This window comes from Mixta hanseatica (assembly GCF_023517775.1).
Taxonomy (GTDB): Bacteria; Pseudomonadota; Gammaproteobacteria; order Enterobacterales; family Enterobacteriaceae; genus Mixta; species Mixta hanseatica.
Window position 1 is genome coordinate 845,106 of record NZ_CP082904.1, and the last position, 18,603, is coordinate 863,708.

Below are 18,603 nucleotides of genomic sequence, written 5' to 3' on the forward strand. Positions count from 1 at the left end.
AACGATGAATACTCAACAACTGGCGAAACTGCGTTCTATCGTGCCCGAGATGCGTCGCGTCCGGCACATTCACTTTGTCGGCATCGGCGGTGCCGGCATGGGCGGTATCGCCGAAGTGTTGGCCAATGAAGGTTATCAGATTAGCGGATCCGATTTAGCGCCTAACGCCGTCACGCAGCATCTGACCGCGCTGGGTGCCACGATCTATTTTCACCATCGCCCGGAGAACGTGAGCGACGCCAGTGTGGTGGTAGTCTCCAGCGCGATTACTCAGGATAACCCGGAGATTATCGCGGCGCGTGAAGCGCGTATTCCGGTGATCCGCCGCGCGGAGATGTTGGCCGAGCTGATGCGTTTCCGCCACGGGATTGCGGTGGCCGGCACGCACGGCAAAACGACTACCACGGCGATGGTAACCAGCATCTATGCCGAGGGCGGGCTCGATCCTACTTTCGTCAACGGTGGTTTAGTTAAGGCGGCGGGAACGCATGCGCGCCTGGGCAGTAGCCGTTACCTGATCGCGGAAGCGGATGAGAGCGATGCCTCCTTCCTGCATCTGCAGCCGATGGTGGCGATTGTGACCAATATCGAAGCCGACCATATGGATACCTATCAGGGCGACTTTGAGAATCTGAAGCAGACGTTTATTAACTTTCTGCACAACCTGCCGTTTTACGGCAGGGCGGTGCTTTGCGTAGATGACGCGGTAATCCGCGATCTGATTCCGCGCGTAGGGCGCCAGATCACCACCTACGGCTTTAGCGAAGATGCTGACGTGCGCATCGAAAATTACGAGCAGCACGGCGCGCAGGGCCACTTTACGCTGGTGCGTCATGACAAACCGCTGATGCGCGTTACGCTTAATGCCCCGGGGCGGCATAACGCCTTAAACGCGGCGGCGGCGGTCGCGGTCGCCACGGAAGAGGGCATCGACGATGACGAGATCCTGAGCGCGCTGGAAAGTTTCCAGGGCACCGGCCGTCGCTTCGATTTCCTCGGCGAGTTTCCGCTGCAGCAGGTAAACGGCACCGTTGGCTCCGCCATGCTGGTGGACGACTACGGCCACCATCCGACCGAAGTGGACGCCACTATCAAAGCGGCGCGGGCGGGCTGGCCGGATAAAAAACTGGTCATGATTTTCCAGCCGCACCGTTATACACGCACGCGCGATCTTTATGATGATTTCGCCAACGTGCTGTCGCAGGTAGATGTGCTGCTGATGCTGGATGTCTATTCCGCCGGCGAGACGCCGATCCCGGGCGCCGACAGCCGTTCGCTGTGCCGGACGATCCGCGGACGCGGCAAGGTGGATCCGATCCTGGTGCCGGATCACGATGCGATCCTCGATTTCCTTGCCCCGACGTTAAGCGGCAACGATCTGATCCTGGTTCAGGGCGCGGGCAATATCGGTAAGATTGCTCGTCGACTGGCTGACCAAAAACTGAAACCGCAGACCAATGAAGAGGAACATCATGGCTGATAAAGTAGCGGTACTGCTGGGTGGTACCTCCGCTGAACGCGACGTCTCGTTAATGTCTGGCGAGGCGGTTATTGCGGGTCTGAAAGAGGCGGGCATTGACGCATATGGCGTTGATCCGCGTGATTTCCCCGTGATGCGGTTGAAAGAAGAAGGTTATACGAAAGTGTTTATCGCCCTGCACGGTCGCGGTGGTGAAGACGGTACGTTACAGGGCGTGCTCGATTTCCTGCAGATCCCCTATACCGGCAGCGGCGTGATGGCTTCAGCAATCACCATGGACAAATGGCGCTCCAAGCTACTGTGGCAGGGCGCGGAACTGCCGGTTGCACCCTATGTCTGGATCAATCGCCAGCAGATGGAAGCGGGCATGGATGATGCGCTGGTGCAGCGTATCGCCCAACTGGGTATGCCGCTATTTGTTAAACCCAGCAGCGAAGGCTCCAGCGTCGGCATTTCACGCGTTAATCAGCCGGCCGATCTGCCCGCGGCGCTGGAAGAAGCGTTTCGTCATGACGACGACGTGCTGATTGAAAAATTCATCAGCGGTCCGGAATATACGGTCGGCATACTTGGCGAGCAAATTTTGCCGTCGATTCGTATTCAGCCGGCCAGCGACTTCTATGACTATGAAGCGAAATACATTTCTGACGATACTCAGTACTTCTGCCCAAGCGGTTTAAGCGTCGAGAAAGAGGCGGAACTGCAGGCGCTGGTGTTAAATGCCTGGCGCAGCCTGGGTTGTAGCGGCTGGGGACGTGTGGATGTAATGATGGATGGCGACGGCACCTTTTATCTGCTGGAGGTCAATACCTCTCCAGGCATGACCAGCCACAGTCTGGTGCCTATGGCGGCGAAGCAGGCGGGAATGAGCTTCTCCCAGCTGGTAGCGCGTATTCTGGAGCTGGCCGACTAAGATGTCGCAGGCGGCTCTGAACGTACGTCGGGACGCGCAAGAGAAAGCGAAAGCGCGTACCGGTCGCAGCAATGGCTCTCGGTTAGCAGGCATTTTGTTTCTGCTGTTGGTGCTCGGCACGATGTTGGCGGGCGGCTTCGTGGTGTTGAAGTGGATGAATGACGCTTCACGCCTGCCGCTTTCCAGGCTGGTGGTGACGGGAAAAACCCATTACACCACCAACGACGATATCCGTCAGGCCATCTTGTCGCTGGGGGCGCCCGGCACTTTTATGTCACAAGATGTAAATGTGATACAGCAGCAGATTGAACGTCTGCCGTGGATTAAACAGGTCAGCGTACGCAAGCAATGGCCGGACGAATTAAAGATTCATCTGGTTGAGTATGTGCCGGTAGCGCGGTGGAATGATTTACATATGGTTGATGCGGAAGGCAAATCTTTTAGCGTACCGGCTAACCATATCGGCAAAGAAACGCTACCGTTGCTGTATGGCCCCGAAGGGAACGAGCAGGATGTACTGGCTGGCTATCGCCAAATGAACGCGGTGTTGGCGGCCAGCAAGTTTAGCGTAAAAGCAGCATCAATGACCGCTCGTCACTCCTGGCAGCTGGTCACTGGCGACGATGTACGTATTGAGCTGGGCCGTAGCGATAACATGAAGCGTCTTAAGCGGTTTATTGAACTCTGGCCAAGGCTCCAGCAGCAGGCCGCCGCGGAGAACAAACGCGTCAGTTATGTCGATTTGCGCTATGACTCCGGCGCTGCCGTTGGCTGGGCTCCGGCATTTATTGAGCCTCAGGACAGTAATCAGCAACAGAATCAGGCACAGGCTAAACAACAATGATCAAGGCGACGGACAGAAAACTGGTAGTAGGACTTGAGATAGGCACCGCCAAGGTCGCCGCTTTAGTAGGGGAAATTCTGCCCGATGGCATGGTCAATATTATTGGGGTCGGCAGTTGTCCGTCCCGCGGTATGGATAAAGGCGGCGTAAACGATCTGGAATCGGTGGTGAAATGCGTGCAGCGCGCCATCGATCAGGCGGAACTGATGGCGGATTGTCAGATCTCCTCCGTTTACCTTGCTTTATCCGGCAAACATATCAGTTGTCAGAACGAAATCGGGATGGTTCCGATTTCTGAAGAGGAAGTGACGCAGGAAGATGTTGAAAACGTGGTGCATACCGCTAAGTCGGTGCGCGTGCGTGATGAGCATCGCATCCTGCATGTGATTCCGCAGGAGTATGCAATCGACTACCAGGAAGGGATTAAAAACCCGGTTGGCCTGTCGGGCGTACGCATGCAGGCAAAAGTGCATTTGATCACCTGTCACAACGATATGGCGAAAAATATCGTTAAGGCCGTTGAACGTTGCGGCCTGAAAGTTGACCAATTGATTTTTGCCGGTTTGGCATCAAGCTTTGCCGTGCTGACCGAAGATGAACGCGAACTGGGCGTCTGCGTGGTCGATATTGGCGGCGGCACCATGGATATCGCGGTCTATACCGGTGGCGCGCTGCGTCATACCAAAGTAATCCCTTACGCGGGGAACGTGGTGACCAGCGATATCGCCTATGCCTTCGGCACGCCGCCGACCGATGCGGAAGCGATTAAAGTTCGCCACGGTTGCGCGCTGGGCTCGATTGTCGGCAAGGATGAGAACGTTGAAGTGCCAAGCGTGGGCGGACGTCCGCCGCGCAGCCTGCAGCGTCAAACCCTGGCTGAGGTGATTGAGCCGCGTTATACCGAGCTGCTGAACCTGGTTAACGATGAAATCCTGCAGCTGCAGGAGCAGTTACGCCAGCAGGGCGTTAAGCATCACCTGGCGGCAGGTATTGTGCTTACCGGCGGCGCGGCGCAAATTGAAGGGTTGGCCGCCTGCGCGCAACGCGTATTCCATACGCAGGTGCGCATCGGTCAGCCGCTGAACATTACCGGCTTAACGGATTACGCGCAGGAGCCTTACTACTCAACGGCGGTGGGGCTGCTGCACTACGGAAAAGAGTCTCATCTGAGCGGTGAGGCGGATGTTGAAAAACGTGCGTCAGTTGGCAACTGGTTTAAACGTATCAACAGCTGGCTGAAAAAAGAGTTTTAATTTTTCTAAAAGGGGATCATGCTAGCACTATTTTATGATCTCCAGGCGACAGGCACATAACGGAGAGAAATTATGTTTGAACCTATGGAATTAACCAACGACGCGGTGATTAAAGTCATCGGCGTCGGCGGGGGCGGCGGCAACGCCGTCGAGCATATGGTCCGCGAGCGTATCGAGGGCGTTGAGTTCTTCGCGGTGAATACGGACGCCCAGGCGTTGCGCAAAACTGCAGTTGGCCAGACCATCCAAATCGGCACCAACATTACTAAAGGTCTGGGTGCAGGCGCGAACCCTGAAGTGGGTCGTACTTCTGCAGAAGAAGATCGTGAAGCGCTGCGTTCCGCGCTGGACGGCGCGGATATGGTATTTATCGCAGCCGGCATGGGTGGCGGTACCGGTACCGGCGCGGCGCCAGTAGTTGCGGAAGTGGCGAAAGACTTAGGCATCCTGACCGTTGCGGTGGTAACCAAGCCGTTTAACTTCGAAGGCAAAAAGCGTATGGCGTTTGCCGAGCAGGGCATCGCCGAGCTTTCTAAGCACGTTGACTCGCTGATCACTATCCCGAACGACAAGCTGTTAAAAGTATTGGGCCGTGGCATTTCACTGCTGGATGCATTCGGTGCCGCTAACGACGTGCTGAAAGGTGCGGTACAGGGTATTGCCGAGCTGATCACCCGTCCGGGTCTGATGAACGTCGACTTCGCTGACGTGCGCACCGTGATGTCCGAAATGGGCTATGCGATGATGGGCTCCGGCGTGGCCTGCGGCGAAGACCGTGCGGAAGAAGCGGCAGAAATGGCGATTTCCAGCCCGCTGCTGGAAGATATCGACCTTTCCGGCGCGCGCGGCGTACTGGTTAACATCACCGCCGGCTTCGACCTGCGTCTGGATGAGTTTGAAACCGTGGGTAACACGATCCGCGCATTCGCATCGGATAATGCGACCGTGGTTATCGGTACTTCTCTGGATCCGGAAATGAACGATGAGCTGCGCGTCACCGTGGTGGCTACCGGGATTGGTATGGACAAGCGTCCGGAAATCACCCTGGTAACCAACAAGCAGGCGACCAGCCAGCCGGTTATGGATCATCGTTACCAGCAGCACGGTATGTCGCCGCTGCCGCAGGAGCAAAAGCCCGCAGCTAAAGTGGTTAACGATCAAAGCTCGCAGCCGGGCAAAGAGCCTGATTACCTGGATATTCCGGCCTTCCTGCGTAAGCAGGCGGATTAGGAATAACCTGAGAATTGGGATTCTCCGCTCTTTGTGCTAAAATGTTCGCCCGTCAGTGATATAGACTGACGGTCGGATGATATTTTGCGAGATAATACGATGATCAAACAACGGACATTAAAACGTATTGTTCAGGCGACTGGCGTCGGTTTGCATACCGGCAAAAAGGTCTCTCTGACGTTACGCCCTGCGCCGGCTAATACCGGGGTCATCTATCGTCGCACTGACTTGAATCCACCGGTTGATTTCCCGGCTGATGCAAAATTCGTGCGCGACACCATGCTAAGTACCTGCCTGGTGAATGATGAAGGCGTACGTATTTCCACCGTAGAGCACCTGAACGCCGCTCTGGCTGGCCTTGGCATCGACAATATCATTGTCGAAGTGAATGCGCCTGAAGTGCCAATTATGGACGGCAGCGCCGCGCCTTTCGTCTACCTGTTGGTTGACGCAGGCGTCGAAGAGCTGAACAGCCCGAAAAAATTCGTGCGTGTTAAACAAGCTGTGCGTGTTGAAGATGGCGATAAGTGGGCAGAGATTAAACCCTATAACGGTTTCTCGCTCGACTTTACCATCGACTTTAAACATCCGGCGATTGATTCCAGCTCGCAGCGCTATCAGCTGAACTTCTCTACGGAAGCGTTCATGCGTCAAATCAGCCGTGCGCGAACCTTCGGCTTTATGCGTGAAATCGAATACCTGCAGTCCAAAGGCCTGTGCCTGGGCGGTAGTTTAGATTGCGCGATAGGTTTAGACGATTTCCGCGTACTGAACGAAGAAGGTTTACGCTTCGAAGATGAATTCGTTCGCCACAAAATGCTGGACGCCATTGGTGACCTGTTTATGTGCGGCCACAACATTGTAGGTGCGTTTTCCGCCTATAAGTCGGGCCATGCGCTGAACAACAAGCTGTTGCAGGCGGTGCTGGCGAAACAGGAAGCCTGGGAATGGGCGACCTTTGAAGACGAAGCTGAACTGCCGGTGGCATTCAAGGCAACAAATCTGGTTCTGGCGTAATTCGCTATAACCTTTTAAAACGACTGGTAGCGCTGGCTCACTCTCTCCGGCCAGCAATACCAGTCGTTTTTGTTTCTGCGTTCGCTGCGCATTATTTGCGCCGTTAGCGATCGGAATGCTGCTGTTTTCTTCTCCTCCCGCTACGATCTGATGTTTAACGCGCGCAATAATGGTAAGATTTGCCCTCGCTAAAGGCGGCAACCGGCCTGACACGCCAGATGGAACAGAGCCGCTAATTATTCATTGAAGAAGGGCAGGTCGCTACCTGCCAGACGGAAACCGTTGTGATCGCTATTTTTCACCGTTGGCGACAATTAGGCAGGCGTTACTTTTGGCCGCATCTGTTATTTGGCATGGTGGCGGCAAGCCTTGGCCTGCCTGCTGCGCACGCCCAGAACGCTGAGCAAAGTAACCGCCCTGAAGCCACAGCGAAAAAACTGATTACCAGCGCCGTACGGGTCGATAATCTCGTGCTGCTGCAGGGCAATGCCCGTCGCGCCAACTTTAGCGTGGATTACTGGCATCAGCATGCCATCCGCACCGTTATCCGCCATCTCTCTTTTGCGCTTGCGCCACAAAATCTGCCTGATGCGGAAGAAACTCTGCCGCTCGCCGTGCAGAAGCTGGCGCTGCTGGATACGCTTAACGCGCTGCTCACGCACGAGCCGCGTCAACCGGTCATTATTCGCCATACGCAGCAGCCTGCGGTTTCCGTTACGCCCGATTATCATATCGGCATCTGGCTGGCCCAGGTGCAGGGCATCCGCGCGGGTCCTTACATTCTCAGCTAAAGCCTGAGCACGCCTTAATCCATAGACTATAAAAATGAGCCGCAAACACGGCGGTCAAGATGAGAATGTATTTATTATGCTAACTAAGTTGTTAACCAAGGTATTTGGCAGCCGTAACGATCGTACGCTGCGTCGCATGCGTAAAACGGTTGAAATCATCAACAAGATGGAGCCGGATTTCGAAAAGCTCTCTGATGATGAACTGAAAGCGAAAACCCAGGAATTCCGCGCGCGTCTGGAAAAAGGCGAAGAGCTGGATAGCCTGATCCCGGAAGCCTTTGCTACCGTTCGCGAGGCCAGCAAGCGCGTTTTCGGCATGCGCCACTTTGACGTTCAGTTGATTGGCGGCATGGTGCTGAACGATCGCTGTATTGCTGAAATGCGTACCGGTGAAGGTAAAACGTTGACCGCAACCCTGCCTGCTTATCTAAATGCCTTAACCGGTAAAGGCGTACACGTGGTTACCGTCAACGATTATCTGGCCCAGCGCGATGCGGAAAATAACCGTCCGCTGTTTGAGTTCCTTGGTCTCTCTGTGGGTATCAACCTGCCGGGCATGCCAGCGCCAGCCAAGCGCGAAGCCTACGCTGCCGATATTACCTACGGTACCAATAACGAATATGGCTTCGACTACCTGCGCGACAACATGGCGTTCAGCCCGGAAGAGCGCGTACAGCGTAAGCTGCACTATGCGCTGGTGGATGAGGTGGACTCCATCCTTATCGATGAAGCGCGTACCCCGCTGATTATCTCCGGCCCGGCGGAAGACAGTTCTGAGCTCTATATCAAAGTAAACAAAATCATCCCGCACCTGATCCGTCAGGAAAAAGAAGATTCAGATACTTTCCAGGGCGAAGGTCACTTCTCCGTGGATGAAAAAGCCCGTCAGGTGCATCTTACCGAGCGCGGTCTGGTCGCGATTGAAGAGCTGCTGGTGCAGGAAGGCATCATGGCGGAAGGCGAGTCGCTCTATTCGCCGACCAATATTATGCTGATGCATCATGTTACCGCCGCTCTGCGTGCCCATGTGCTGTTTACGCGCGACGTTGACTACATCGTTAAAGATGGCGAAGTGGTTATCGTCGATGAGCATACCGGCCGTACCATGCAGGGCCGCCGCTGGTCAGATGGTTTGCATCAGGCGATAGAGGCAAAAGAAGGCGTTGAGATTCAGAATGAAAACCAGACGCTGGCCTCGATCACCTTCCAGAACTACTTCCGTCTGTATGAGAAGCTGGCCGGGATGACCGGTACGGCGGATACCGAAGCGTTTGAATTTAGCTCTATCTACAAGCTGGATACGATTGTTATCCCAACCAACCGTCCGATGGTGCGTAAAGATCTGCCCGATCTGGTCTACATGACGGAGAAAGAGAAGATCGATGCGATCATCGAAGATATTCGTGAGCGTACCACCAACGGTCAGCCGATCCTTGTGGGTACGATCTCGATCGAAAAATCTGAAGTGGTATCCAATGAGCTGACGCGTGCCGGCATTAAGCACAATGTCCTGAACGCCAAGTTCCACGCACGTGAAGCGGATATCGTGGCGCAGGCCGGCCAGCCGGGCGCGGTGACCATCGCTACCAACATGGCGGGCCGTGGTACTGACATTATGCTGGGCGGTAGCTGGCAGGCTGAAGTGGCCGCGCTGGAAAACCCGACCGAAGAGCAGATTGCAGCGATCAAAGCGGCCTGGAAAGAGCGTCATGATGCGGTACTGGCATCGGGCGGTCTGCATATTATCGGTACCGAGCGTCATGAATCGCGTCGTATCGATAACCAGCTGCGCGGCCGTTCCGGCCGCCAGGGCGACCAGGGTTCATCCCGTTTCTATCTGTCGATGGAAGATGCGCTGATGCGTATTTTCGCCTCCGATCGCGTATCGAATATGATGCGTAAATTGGGGATGAAGCCGGGCGAAGCGATTGAGCATCCGTGGGTCACCAAGGCGATTGCTAACGCGCAGCGTAAAGTGGAAAGCCGCAACTTTGATATTCGTAAGCAGCTGCTGGAATATGATGATGTGGCCAACGATCAGCGTCGCGCTATTTACTCGCAGCGTAATGAGCTGCTGGACGTCTCCGACGTTAGCGAAACCATCAATAGCATCCGCGAAGATGTGTTTAAAGCTACTATCGATAGCTATATTCCGCCGCAGTCGCTGGAAGAGATGTGGGATGTGGCCGGGCTGGAAGAGCGCCTGAAAAACGACTTCGATCTTGATATGCCGATTAGCCAGTGGCTGGATAAAGAGCCTGAGCTGCATGAAGAGACGCTGCGTGAGCGTATCCTGACGCAGGCGAAAGAAGAGTATCTGCGTAAAGAAGAAGTGGTTGGCGCCGAGATGATGCGTAACTTTGAGAAAGGCGTAATGCTGCAAACGCTGGATTCACTGTGGAAAGAGCATCTGGCGGCGATGGACTATTTACGTCAGGGTATTCATCTGCGAGGTTATGCGCAGAAGGATCCTAAGCAGGAATACAAACGCGAATCTTTTGCGATGTTCGCAGCGATGCTGGAATCCCTGAAGTATGAGGTGATCAGCACCCTGAGCAAAGTACAGGTTCGTATGCCGGAAGAGGTTGAGGCGATGGAAGCGCAGCGCCGTGAAGACGCTGAGCGACTGGCACAGCAGCAGCAGCTAAGCCACGTTGACGATGAAACCGAAGCGGCCGCCGCGCTGGCAGCTGAAACCGGCGAGCGTAAGGTAGGGCGTAACGATCCTTGCCCGTGCGGTTCAGGTAAGAAATACAAGCAGTGTCATGGCCGCCTGGCCTGATTAAGCTAACAGTGAAAAGGGAGCCGCAAGGCTCCCTTTTTTATTGATCCGCATTGCGCGGCGCGGATGACGGCACTTACTTATCCAGCCTTCTTGCTAATCTATCCTTCATTCGGACAAATTTCTTTGTAAATCAGCAGGCTAATTAAAGGAACCGTTAAAGTTTTTAGCGGCCTGGCAAGCTATACTCGGCTGTGTGGAAAACTGACGCCTAAGGATGGCAAGAGCATGAGCAGCCTTTATCTCAACGTGGATCACATCACCGGGGAATCTCAGGACGCGCATCATATGGGTTGGATAGATGTGCTTTCTTATAGCTGGGGAAACAGGCGCGGCGCGGCAAGCAATGCGTTAGTTAATTATCAAAATTTAACGGTCCATACGCTGATTGATAAAGCTACGCCGGTGATGCTTCTCTACGCTTCTAACGGCAATCGCATCCGTAAAGTCGAGCTGTCAGCCTGTAAGGCGGGTTTTGGCGCCATCGAATATTACCGCATTACGCTGGAGAATGTTTTTGTAGCGCAGATGGTATTAAATGACAGCGGCGAGCTGCCCAGCGTTGAATATGAATTTGAGGCGGACAGGGTGAAAATGCAATACTGGGAGCAAACGGCCAGAGGCGGGAAGGGCGCGGAAACCCGCTACGGCTGGGATATAAAAAACCACCGCTCGGTTTTTTGACTAGCGCTTGCCCTTAGTGAATGAGCTTTATATCTAATTTAGCCCAGTGCCAACAAAGTGCTGGGATAGTTACTGTTGTTAAATCTCTCCGGCTGGCTATTTCTCTATCCATTTAACTATTTTCACACATAAATGGATGACTAAAAATAGTGATAGCAACATTAGCGTTCCCCAGTATTCCATAAAATAAGCGCAATAAATAGCGCCCAGGAAAATCAATAATAAAACAGGAAGGCAGTCTTCTATGAAGTATTTAAAAAAAGTAACTTTAAAAAACCTTAAAATGGCCATTAGCATTATTTATAACCCTTAACTATTTTTATTAAATCTTCCGTCGTTATAGGGGAGCCCTCTTGTACCCGATCGATAATTTTGCTCATAACCGGCTCAACATATATATAAAGCATTTCAATATTTTTACTATAAAGGATTTTGTAGAAACAATAGTCTATTTCTTTCAGGCGACGGGCGGCCATGGCTGCCTTTTGGACCTTTCCATAAAATTGGAATACACTGAAGCCAGTATACAAATTCTTGTTTAATCTGATTCTTTTGGTGAGGTGAAAATCTGAAGATCCAAGTAAAATTTTCGCTAGCGTATATGACAGGACGTATTTTGTTGCTTTATCATTGACTGTGTCAGAAATAAGTCCTGATGTTTTTATGACGGATTCTTGTAATAAGTAATGACTAGCTTGTTGAAAAAGATAATCGATATAGTAAATGAAAATATCAAGGATGACATCTTTCCTTTTGTATAACTCTTTCAGGGCTTTTATCATCCTCACATCTTCTGACTTTAACTGCCGGCAAACATCATGATGTTTATCAATAAAGCAGCTTGAGTACCAGGAGATACGCTCCGCACCATGATAAATATCATCCAGCGTTTTTCCGGCGGAAATCAAAGATTGCTGGATGCCTTTTTCCAACGATTGCGCTATTTTCCTCTCAGCGAGCAATTGCCATTTTAAATAAAGCGAAACATTCATTGTGTATCATCCATAATAAAATAAACGCTGGCATTATACCGCTTAAAAACAGTTGCGCATTAATTAACCAGTTAACGAGGCCCATTTGGCGTGGCGTTAAATAGCAGAAAGAGCAACGAACAGGGCGGTGGAGGGGCGAGATAAGCCGCCCGTAACTGATGCCGGGACGGTATAAAGCGTAACAAAATCAGGCTATACTGCCCCTCATTCCATTAACAAGGATGCGAAAATGAAACATCTTCAGGTCGCTGTTGGCATCATCCGTAATGCACAGCAGGAAATCTTTCTGACGCGCCGTCCGGCCAGTTCGCATATGGCGAATATGTGGGAATTCCCGGGTGGAAAAATTGAGCCGGGCGAAACGCCTGAGCAGGCGCTTAAACGTGAGCTGCTGGAAGAGACCGGCATCGCCGTCATCGCGGCCACCGCGTTTGGCAATGCCGATCATACCTATCAGGATGTGCGCGTAACGCTGCACTTCTTTCTGGTTGAACAATGGCAGGGTGAACCGTGGGGGCGGGAAGGGCAGCCGCAGCGCTGGGTGCCGCAGCGTGAGCTGATCGCGGACGAATTCCCGCCAGCGAATCACAAACTGGTGGCGCGCCTGCTGGCCGAAGCGCGCGCGTAATTATGGGCAGCCTCGCTGCCCTGAATCTTAGTGGCGAGGAATATCCTCTTCGCTCCAGTCATCGCTATCTGACAGATCGTTACTGCTGGCGATGCGTTTCTCTTCAGCAGCCCATTCGCCCAAATCGATTAACTGGCAACGCTTGCTACAGAAGGGACGAAACGGGCTTTGTTCCCCCCAGATAACCATCTTGCCGCAGGTAGGGCAGGCGACCTTAGTAATATCATTGTTCATCATTGCACCTCTAACAACAGGCCAGCTCGAAATCGAGACGTGCCGGGATTTCGCCACGTTCGCTATCAAGTGGTAAAAAACGAATCGCATAGCGGGTCTTGTGGCCCGAAACCTGCGGGTAAAGACTGGCTTCCAGTGCCAGCTGCAGACGCAGCAAATCCGCGCCTTCAGCGTTATCCTGATAAAAGCCGTTCAGGCTGGTTTGATGGCGGAAAACGCCGGACTGACGAATCAATTCCAGAATCATAAACAACGCCTGACGTAGTGGATCCAGCGTTGCCATCCAGCTGGCGACCTGTGTATCTCGCAGCGACTGGTCGAGATGTAGCCAGACGTGCAGCGTCGGCAAATCAAAACTGCAACAGCCGCCAGGAATGCTCAAACGCTGGCGCACCAGTGCTATAAGACGATCTTCACGCAAAGCCTGACCGATACGCGGCGCCGCCATTAGCTCGCTGGCGCGCGATTTTAACTGCTGGCGCAGCGCCTCTACGCGCTCTGTGTCCACGCCCGGTACATCGCTCCATGCCAGCAGTTTTTGCTGCTGACGCTCCAGCTCTTTTAAAATTTCGGTACGCAGCTCCCCGCGCTCAAAAACATCTAACAGCTCGCTGATATTGCGGAAAAATGTCAGGGCGCTAAGGTGATCGGTGATATCGACGCTGGCCTGGAGCTGCTGAAGCAAAAACTCAATTCTTAGCCAGGTACGCATTTTCTCATTTAACGGATGTTCGAAAAGAACGATTTTACTCATGCTGTTAATCCTGTTTTATCGCCCCGGCCAGCGCCAGATAACGCTGATTCAGTTCGGCGACCAGCGGTAACACCTCATGAGGCTGCCCGCTGTTTTCAATGATGTCATCCGCTACGGCCAGTCGCGCCGCGCGCGTGGCCTGAGCCGCAATAATTTTTTCAGCCTGTTCGCGCGTAATCCCATCCCGTACCATGGTCCGTTCAATTTGAACCTCAGGTTCGACGTCCACCACCAGTACGCGATCGGCCAGCTTTTCCAGGCGGTTTTCCACCAGCAGCGGCACAACCCACAGGCACCAGGGCGAGCGGGCCGCTGCCAGCTGTTGACGCGTCTCAGCGTGGATCAATGGATGTAATAACTGATTTAACCAGGTTTTATCAGCCGGAGAGTTAAAGATAGTCTGACGCAGCGCGGCACGATTTAGCGTACCGTCCGCATGAAGCATTGCCGGACCGAAGCGCGTTGCGATTTCGCTCAGCGCGGGCTGGCCTGGCTCTACCACCTGACGGGCAATGATATCCGCATCGATAATTTCTACACCATACGCGGCAAACGCTGCGGCAACGGTACTTTTTCCACTGCCGATTCCACCGGTCAGCGCAACTGTGTAAGGCATCTCTCAGTTCCTGCTTCGCCTGTAAACGCCGGGCTGTCCGCTATAAACCTTTAGCGGCGGTAATCCATTTTGCAATGGCGATCACATTAACTATCTTCAGGTAAATTTAGCGGATTGTAGCGTACTTAAAGCTGTTTTCGCAGTCTTGTACGCGCGTTTTTAGCGCGTATGATAACGTCACTGGAGCTGGCAGCAGCACCCGATCGTCCGATCGTCGCCAAAAACCCAGGAATGATGTTATGCGTATTGAAGAAGATTTAAAGCTTGGTTTTAAAGATGTACTGATTCGTCCCAAGCGTTCTACTCTGAAAAGCCGCTCACAGGTGGAGCTGAGCCGTCAGTTTACTTTTAAGCACTCCGGCATCGCCTGGTCTGGCGTCCCGATTATTGCCGCTAACATGGATACCGTGGGCACCTTCCGCATGGCGGAAGTACTGGCCAGCTTTGATATCTTAACTGCGGTGCATAAGCACTATAGCGTTGATGAATGGCGCGCCTTTATCCAGCGCGTACCAGAACAGGTTCTGCAACATGTGATGGTCTCCACCGGCACGTCAGATGCCGACTTCACTAAGCTGCAGGCGATTCTGGCGCTTTCACCCGCGCTTAAGTTTATCTGTATCGATGTAGCGAACGGCTATTCCGAACATTTTGTGCAATTTCTGCAGCGTGCGCGCGAAGCCTGCCCGGATAAAACCATCTGCGCCGGTAATGTGGTCACCGGCGAAATGGTCGAAGAGCTGATTCTCTCAGGGGCGGATATCGTAAAAGTAGGGATTGGTCCTGGCTCGGTATGCACCACGCGCGTAAAAACCGGCGTGGGTTATCCGCAGCTCTCGGCAGTGATCGAGTGCGCAGATGCCGCTCATGGCCTGGGCGGACAGATCGTCAGCGATGGTGGCTGTTCGGTGCCGGGCGACGTGGCGAAGGCCTTCGGCGGCGGCGCGGATTTCGTGATGCTCGGCGGCATGTTGGCTGCGCATGATGAATGCGAAGGGCGCGTGGTTGAAGAAAACGGCGAAAAATTTATGCTGTTTTATGGCATGAGCTCTGAGTCGGCGATGAAGCGTCACGTGGGTGGCGTAGCGGAATACCGCGCAGCCGAAGGTAAAACGGTTAAACTTCCTCTGCGCGGCCCGGTAGACGCCACGGCACGCGATATTCTCGGCGGCCTGCGCTCCGCCTGCACTTACGTAGGCGCCGAGCGGCTGAAAGAGTTAACCAAGCGCACCACCTTTATTCGCGTGGCGGAGCAGGAGAACCGCGTTTTTAACCGCTAACCGATCGCCTCGCCCAGATTAAAGATGGGCAGATACATCGCGATCACCAGGGTCCCGACAATGGCGCCGGTAATGATCATCATTACCGGTTCCAGCGTCGCCGCCAGCGTATCCGCCAGTTCATGCGTTTGGTTTTCATGCCATTGCGCCAGACGCGCCAGCAAATCATCCAGCGACCCCGATTCCTCACCTACTTTGATTAGCTGCCGACAAAGCGGCGTAAAAAGCGCGCTATCGGCGATCGCCTGATGCAGCTGTGTGCCGTTGGCTATCCGCTGCTGTAATTGTTGCACCGTTTCACGCCATAGCAGTGGCGTAAGGGTTTGCTCAACCGCCTGTAGCCCTTGCAGCAATGGCAGACCCGCCTGCTGCGTTAAGGTGAGAGTAGTAAAGATCTGACTTAACAGGCTGCCGCGCCACAAGGTTGCTAACAGCGGTATCCGCAGCAGGCAGCGTTGCTCATGGCGCTGCCAGCCGGGCTGACGCTTACGTAGATAGCGCCACGCGGCAAACAGCCCCGCCAGAGCCACGACCAGCGGAACGAATAGCCGTTGCAGGCCAGCGGACAGCGCCAGCACGGCAGCGGTGAAAGCGGGCAGCGGCGCGTTAAACGCATGATAGATTGCCACGAACTCAGGCAGCACCAATAACAGCATGCCCACCGCCACCGCCAGGGCCACCAGCAAAATAAAGCCAGGATAGCGCAGCGCCGTAATCACCTTTTTCTGTAAGCGCAGCTGCCTTTCCTGTTGGCTGGCCAGCTGCGAGCAGCACCGATCCAACTGACCGGTCAGTTCACCAACCTGCATTAATGCCGCATAGAGCGGCGGAAAGATCATCGGCCACTTTGCCAGCGCGGCAGAAAAAGGGGTGCCCTGAGCCACCTCTTCCTGCAGCGCCAGCAGCAGGGCGCGCCAGCCCGCATGAGGCTCGCCCTCGCTTAACAGCCGCAGCCCAACGGAAAGCGTTAAGCCTGCCTTTAACAGAGTTGCCAGCTGATGCATCAGCGCAATTTTTTGCTGCGCCTTCCAGTCCCGGGCGCGGTAATACCTGCCGCGTTTACAGGAGAGCGGCAGCAGACTTTGCTGCGCCATTATTGCCATAATTTGCTGCCTTTCCGGTAGCAGCCAGCTCCCCATGATGATTTCACCTTGCGGATTCATTGCCTGCCAGTGCCAGAGACGACAGTTAGCCATGATCCGCGCCTATTACCCGATAGACTTCTGCCAGAGAGGTTTCCCCGCGGTTCACTGCGTTCAGCCCTTCAACAAACAGGCTGTTAAGCGATTGGCGCTGAGCCAGCAGGCTTAACGTTTCGCTACTGGCGTTTTCAGCAATGGCCGTTTGTAGGTCGCTATTTATCGGCAATATTTCAAACAGCGCCAGTCGGCCATAATAACCAGAGAAGCAGTGATCGCAGCCCGCCGCCTGCCAGGTTTGTAGTTGACCGCTCCAGCCTGGGGTAGGCAGCGTCTTCATTTGTTCTGCCGGTGCGCGGCAGTGAGGGCAAAGGCGACGTACCAAACGTTGGGCGATAATCAGGCGCAGCGCTGAAGCCAGCAGATAACCTGGAATGCCCATCTGCCTGAGACGGGCGAGCGTTTCAGTGGTGGAGTTGGTATGCAAAGTGGATAACACCAGATGTCCGGTTTGCGCCGCCTTGACCGCTATCTCGGCGCTTTCCACATCACGGATTTCACCCAGCATAATCACGTCCGGATCCTGGCGCAGCAGGGCGCGCAATACGCGTTGAAAATCGAGCCCGGCGCGAGGATTGATCTGTGTTTGATTGACGCCCGACAAGGGTATTTCCACCGGATCCTCAACGCTACACACATTGCTTCCTGGCTGATTAAGGGCGCTCAGGCCGCTGTAGAGCGTAAAGGTTTTGCCGCTGCCGGTGGGGCCGGTAACCAGGATCAATCCCTGCGGCTGGGCCAGCGCGTGGCGAAAATGCGTTAACGCGGCAGGGGGCATGCCCAGTTTTTCCAGCGCCAGATCCTGCGATTCGCTTTGCAGCAGACGAATCACCGCTTTTTCCCCGGCGCGAACGGGCAGGGTTGAAAGCCGAAAAGCCGCCTGGGTTCCCTCCAGCTGCAACGTAAATTGCCCATCCTGCGGCAGCCGTCGTTCAGCGATATCAAGATTGCCCAAAATTTTAAGGCGGGCGATCAGCGCCGCCTGCTGGTTTGCGCTGATGGTTTGCAACAACTGCAATACGCCGTCAATGCGTAAGCGAACCCGCACGCCCGCCGCGCAGGGTTCGAGATGAATATCTGAGGCGCGGCGCTGAAAAGCCTGTAGCAGAATATGATCGACTAATGAGGTAATGGTTTCCGGCACGCTTTCCCCGCTGTCGCTTTCCTCCTGTTGATATTGTTCCATCCGCGCCTGCGGCCAGCGCTCAATCTGTACGCTGCGCTGGCTGGTAAAACGCAGCGCTTCCAGCATCTCGGGTGTGGGTGTGCCTGCCAGCGCAACGGTAATGGTCGTCGCGTCCTGGTTTAGCAGCAGCGCCTGATAGCGGCGGCACAACTCGTACAGGGTGTTTTCAGCCTCACTCATTCTGCCTCCTCACTATCATCAAAGCGGAAAACAGCGCGGCAGTTATCTTGCAGGCTGCTGTTGCTGCTGTCACAGCTGCGTTGCCAGTTCATCTGACCTTCATTGGCTTGCCATTGCGGCGTCAGCGTCACGGTTAATCCATTCAGGCTCTCCTGCCCGGTGAGCCTGATGGTACCCGAGGCGACGCTTACCGTAGAGACATAGCGCGACCCTTTGGCGGCTGGCACGCCGTTGCTGCCCGCACTACAGCCAGCGGTGGCGCCATGCTCAACGGCGCAGAGTTCCACCGCCGTTTTATAAGGCAACATGGTTTGCAGCATATCGGTAAGGGCGGCCTTTTGCAGATAGCTCTGGTACGCCGGCATGCCGATAGCGCTGAGTATGGCGACGATCCCAATCACGATCATCAGTTCAATTAGCGTAAATCCCTGTTGTTGCATCGTTATCCCTCCCGTTGAATACCTGCCGACGTTAAACAGCGGCAGAAAGGATCGCGAGGGGAGAATCGACAAACAGGAAGTTGGCGTGGAGAAAAGTAGA

General features: G+C 54.2%; 18 protein-coding genes. 11 read left to right on the forward strand and 7 right to left on the reverse strand.

What is annotated here, in order from left to right; all coding sequences use genetic code 11:
* Positions 1 to 4 precede the first annotated feature (4 nt).
* The 9 genes from murC (at position 5) to K6958_RS03995 (ending at position 10,994) form a co-directional block, all read left to right on the forward strand.
* Positions 5 to 1,480, forward strand: coding sequence for a UDP-N-acetylmuramate--L-alanine ligase (murC, locus tag K6958_RS03955; protein WP_249893448.1), 1,476 nt, complete (start codon positions 5 to 7; stop codon positions 1,478 to 1,480).
* Positions 1,473 to 2,393 (forward strand): D-alanine--D-alanine ligase, encoded by a 921-nt coding sequence (locus K6958_RS03960; RefSeq protein ID WP_249893449.1) that lies wholly within the window; start codon positions 1,473 to 1,475, stop codon positions 2,391 to 2,393. Before murC ends, K6958_RS03960 begins: the two co-directional genes overlap by 8 nt.
* Position 2,394: 1 nt before the next feature.
* Positions 2,395 to 3,237, forward strand: a complete 843-nt coding sequence (gene ftsQ, locus K6958_RS03965; RefSeq protein ID WP_249893450.1) for a cell division protein FtsQ — start codon at positions 2,395 to 2,397, stop codon at positions 3,235 to 3,237.
* Positions 3,234 to 4,490, forward strand: coding sequence for a cell division protein FtsA (gene ftsA, locus K6958_RS03970; protein WP_038628246.1), 1,257 nt, complete (start codon positions 3,234 to 3,236; stop codon positions 4,488 to 4,490). The genes ftsQ and ftsA overlap by 4 nt, the downstream gene beginning before the upstream one ends.
* A gap of 72 nt (positions 4,491 to 4,562) precedes the next feature.
* A complete protein-coding gene (ftsZ, locus tag K6958_RS03975; RefSeq protein ID WP_103059871.1) occupies positions 4,563 to 5,720 on the forward strand; it encodes a cell division protein FtsZ in 1,158 nt (385 codons plus the stop codon).
* 99 nt (positions 5,721 to 5,819) lie between these two features.
* A complete protein-coding gene (gene lpxC, locus K6958_RS03980; protein WP_249893451.1) occupies positions 5,820 to 6,737 on the forward strand; it encodes a UDP-3-O-acyl-N-acetylglucosamine deacetylase in 918 nt (305 codons plus the stop codon).
* 284 nt (positions 6,738 to 7,021) lie between these two features.
* The gene (gene secM, locus K6958_RS03985) at positions 7,022 to 7,528 is read left to right on the forward strand and encodes a secA translation cis-regulator SecM (RefSeq protein WP_249893452.1); all 507 of its coding nucleotides are present in this window, start codon (positions 7,022 to 7,024) and stop codon (positions 7,526 to 7,528) included.
* A gap of 76 nt (positions 7,529 to 7,604) precedes the next feature.
* A complete protein-coding gene (gene secA / locus K6958_RS03990; RefSeq protein WP_249893453.1) occupies positions 7,605 to 10,310 on the forward strand; it encodes a preprotein translocase subunit SecA in 2,706 nt (901 codons plus the stop codon).
* 228 nt (positions 10,311 to 10,538) lie between these two features.
* The gene (locus K6958_RS03995) at positions 10,539 to 10,994 is read left to right on the forward strand and encodes an Hcp family type VI secretion system effector (protein ID WP_249893454.1); all 456 of its coding nucleotides are present in this window, start codon (positions 10,539 to 10,541) and stop codon (positions 10,992 to 10,994) included.
* Positions 10,995 to 11,290: 296 nt separating this feature from the next.
* Here K6958_RS03995 and K6958_RS04000 read toward each other — a convergent pair whose 3' ends face one another.
* Positions 11,291 to 11,986 carry a hypothetical protein gene (locus K6958_RS04000; RefSeq protein ID WP_249893455.1) on the reverse strand — a complete coding sequence of 232 codons (696 nt, stop codon included), beginning with the start codon at positions 11,984 to 11,986 and terminating at the stop codon, positions 11,291 to 11,293.
* Between the two features lie 229 nt (positions 11,987 to 12,215).
* Here K6958_RS04000 and mutT point away from each other — a divergent pair, with 229 nt between their 5' ends.
* Positions 12,216 to 12,614: an 8-oxo-dGTP diphosphatase MutT gene (mutT, locus tag K6958_RS04005; protein WP_249893456.1), complete on the forward strand. Its 399-nt coding sequence runs from the start codon at positions 12,216 to 12,218 to the stop codon at positions 12,612 to 12,614.
* 27 nt (positions 12,615 to 12,641) lie between these two features.
* On the opposite strand, the gene yacG is transcribed toward mutT, so the two are convergent.
* The 3 genes from yacG to coaE are packed head-to-tail and all read right to left on the reverse strand — an operon-like array spanning position 12,642 to position 14,218.
* Positions 12,642 to 12,848, reverse strand: coding sequence for a DNA gyrase inhibitor YacG (gene yacG / locus K6958_RS04010; protein WP_249894591.1), 207 nt, complete (start codon positions 12,846 to 12,848; stop codon positions 12,642 to 12,644).
* Between the two features lie 10 nt (positions 12,849 to 12,858).
* A complete protein-coding gene (gene zapD, locus K6958_RS04015) occupies positions 12,859 to 13,602 on the reverse strand; it encodes a cell division protein ZapD (RefSeq protein WP_249893457.1) in 744 nt (247 codons plus the stop codon).
* Between the two features lie 4 nt (positions 13,603 to 13,606).
* On the reverse strand, positions 13,607 to 14,218 hold the full coding sequence (coaE, locus tag K6958_RS04020) for a dephospho-CoA kinase (RefSeq protein WP_249893458.1): 612 nt from the start codon (positions 14,216 to 14,218) through the stop codon (positions 13,607 to 13,609).
* A gap of 239 nt (positions 14,219 to 14,457) precedes the next feature.
* Between coaE and K6958_RS04025 the strand changes: the two genes are divergently transcribed.
* On the forward strand, positions 14,458 to 15,498 hold the full coding sequence (locus K6958_RS04025) for a GMP reductase (RefSeq protein ID WP_249893459.1): 1,041 nt from the start codon (positions 14,458 to 14,460) through the stop codon (positions 15,496 to 15,498).
* On the opposite strand, the gene hofC is transcribed toward K6958_RS04025, so the two are convergent.
* From hofC to ppdD, 3 genes are read right to left on the reverse strand one after another with little or no spacing between them, the layout of a single operon-like run.
* Entirely contained in the window at positions 15,495 to 16,694 is a 1,200-nt protein-coding gene (gene hofC, locus K6958_RS04030; RefSeq protein WP_249893460.1) for a protein transport protein HofC, read from the reverse strand. The genes K6958_RS04025 and hofC overlap by 4 nt on opposite strands.
* On the reverse strand, positions 16,687 to 18,063 hold the full coding sequence (gene gspE / locus K6958_RS04035; protein WP_249893461.1) for a type II secretion system protein GspE: 1,377 nt from the start codon (positions 18,061 to 18,063) through the stop codon (positions 16,687 to 16,689). Before gspE ends, hofC begins: the two co-directional genes overlap by 8 nt.
* Positions 18,060 to 18,503 carry a prepilin peptidase-dependent pilin gene (gene ppdD, locus K6958_RS04040; protein ID WP_249893462.1) on the reverse strand — a complete coding sequence of 148 codons (444 nt, stop codon included), beginning with the start codon at positions 18,501 to 18,503 and terminating at the stop codon, positions 18,060 to 18,062. Before ppdD ends, gspE begins: the two co-directional genes overlap by 4 nt.
* Positions 18,504 to 18,603: the final 100 nt, after the last annotated feature.

Excerpts from the sequence above, each read along its gene's own strand:
- K6958_RS03995 (WP_249893454.1), top strand. The coding sequence starts at position 10,539 with ATGAGCAGCCTTTATCTCAACGTGGATCACATCACCGGGGAATCTCAG.
- secA (WP_249893453.1), top strand. The coding sequence starts at position 7,605 with ATGCTAACTAAGTTGTTAACCAAGGTATTTGGCAGCCGTAACGATCGT.
- hofC (WP_249893460.1), bottom strand. The coding sequence starts at position 16,694 with ATGGCTAACTGTCGTCTCTGGCACTGGCAGGCAATGAATCCGCAAGGT.
- yacG (WP_249894591.1), bottom strand. The coding sequence starts at position 12,848 with ATGAACAATGATATTACTAAGGTCGCCTGCCCTACCTGCGGCAAGATG.
- ppdD (WP_249893462.1), bottom strand. The coding sequence starts at position 18,503 with ATGCAACAACAGGGATTTACGCTAATTGAACTGATGATCGTGATTGGG.
- ftsZ (WP_103059871.1), top strand. The coding sequence starts at position 4,563 with ATGTTTGAACCTATGGAATTAACCAACGACGCGGTGATTAAAGTCATC.
- lpxC (WP_249893451.1), top strand. The coding sequence starts at position 5,820 with ATGATCAAACAACGGACATTAAAACGTATTGTTCAGGCGACTGGCGTC.
- mutT (WP_249893456.1), top strand. The coding sequence starts at position 12,216 with ATGAAACATCTTCAGGTCGCTGTTGGCATCATCCGTAATGCACAGCAG.
- K6958_RS04000 (WP_249893455.1), bottom strand. The coding sequence starts at position 11,986 with ATGAATGTTTCGCTTTATTTAAAATGGCAATTGCTCGCTGAGAGGAAA.
- ftsA (WP_038628246.1), top strand. The coding sequence starts at position 3,234 with ATGATCAAGGCGACGGACAGAAAACTGGTAGTAGGACTTGAGATAGGC.
- K6958_RS04025 (WP_249893459.1), top strand. The coding sequence starts at position 14,458 with ATGCGTATTGAAGAAGATTTAAAGCTTGGTTTTAAAGATGTACTGATT.
- murC (WP_249893448.1), top strand. The coding sequence starts at position 5 with ATGAATACTCAACAACTGGCGAAACTGCGTTCTATCGTGCCCGAGATG.
- K6958_RS03960 (WP_249893449.1), top strand. The coding sequence starts at position 1,473 with ATGGCTGATAAAGTAGCGGTACTGCTGGGTGGTACCTCCGCTGAACGC.
- zapD (WP_249893457.1), bottom strand. The coding sequence starts at position 13,602 with ATGAGTAAAATCGTTCTTTTCGAACATCCGTTAAATGAGAAAATGCGT.
- coaE (WP_249893458.1), bottom strand. The coding sequence starts at position 14,218 with ATGCCTTACACAGTTGCGCTGACCGGTGGAATCGGCAGTGGAAAAAGT.
- ftsQ (WP_249893450.1), top strand. The coding sequence starts at position 2,395 with ATGTCGCAGGCGGCTCTGAACGTACGTCGGGACGCGCAAGAGAAAGCG.
- gspE (WP_249893461.1), bottom strand. The coding sequence starts at position 18,063 with ATGAGTGAGGCTGAAAACACCCTGTACGAGTTGTGCCGCCGCTATCAG.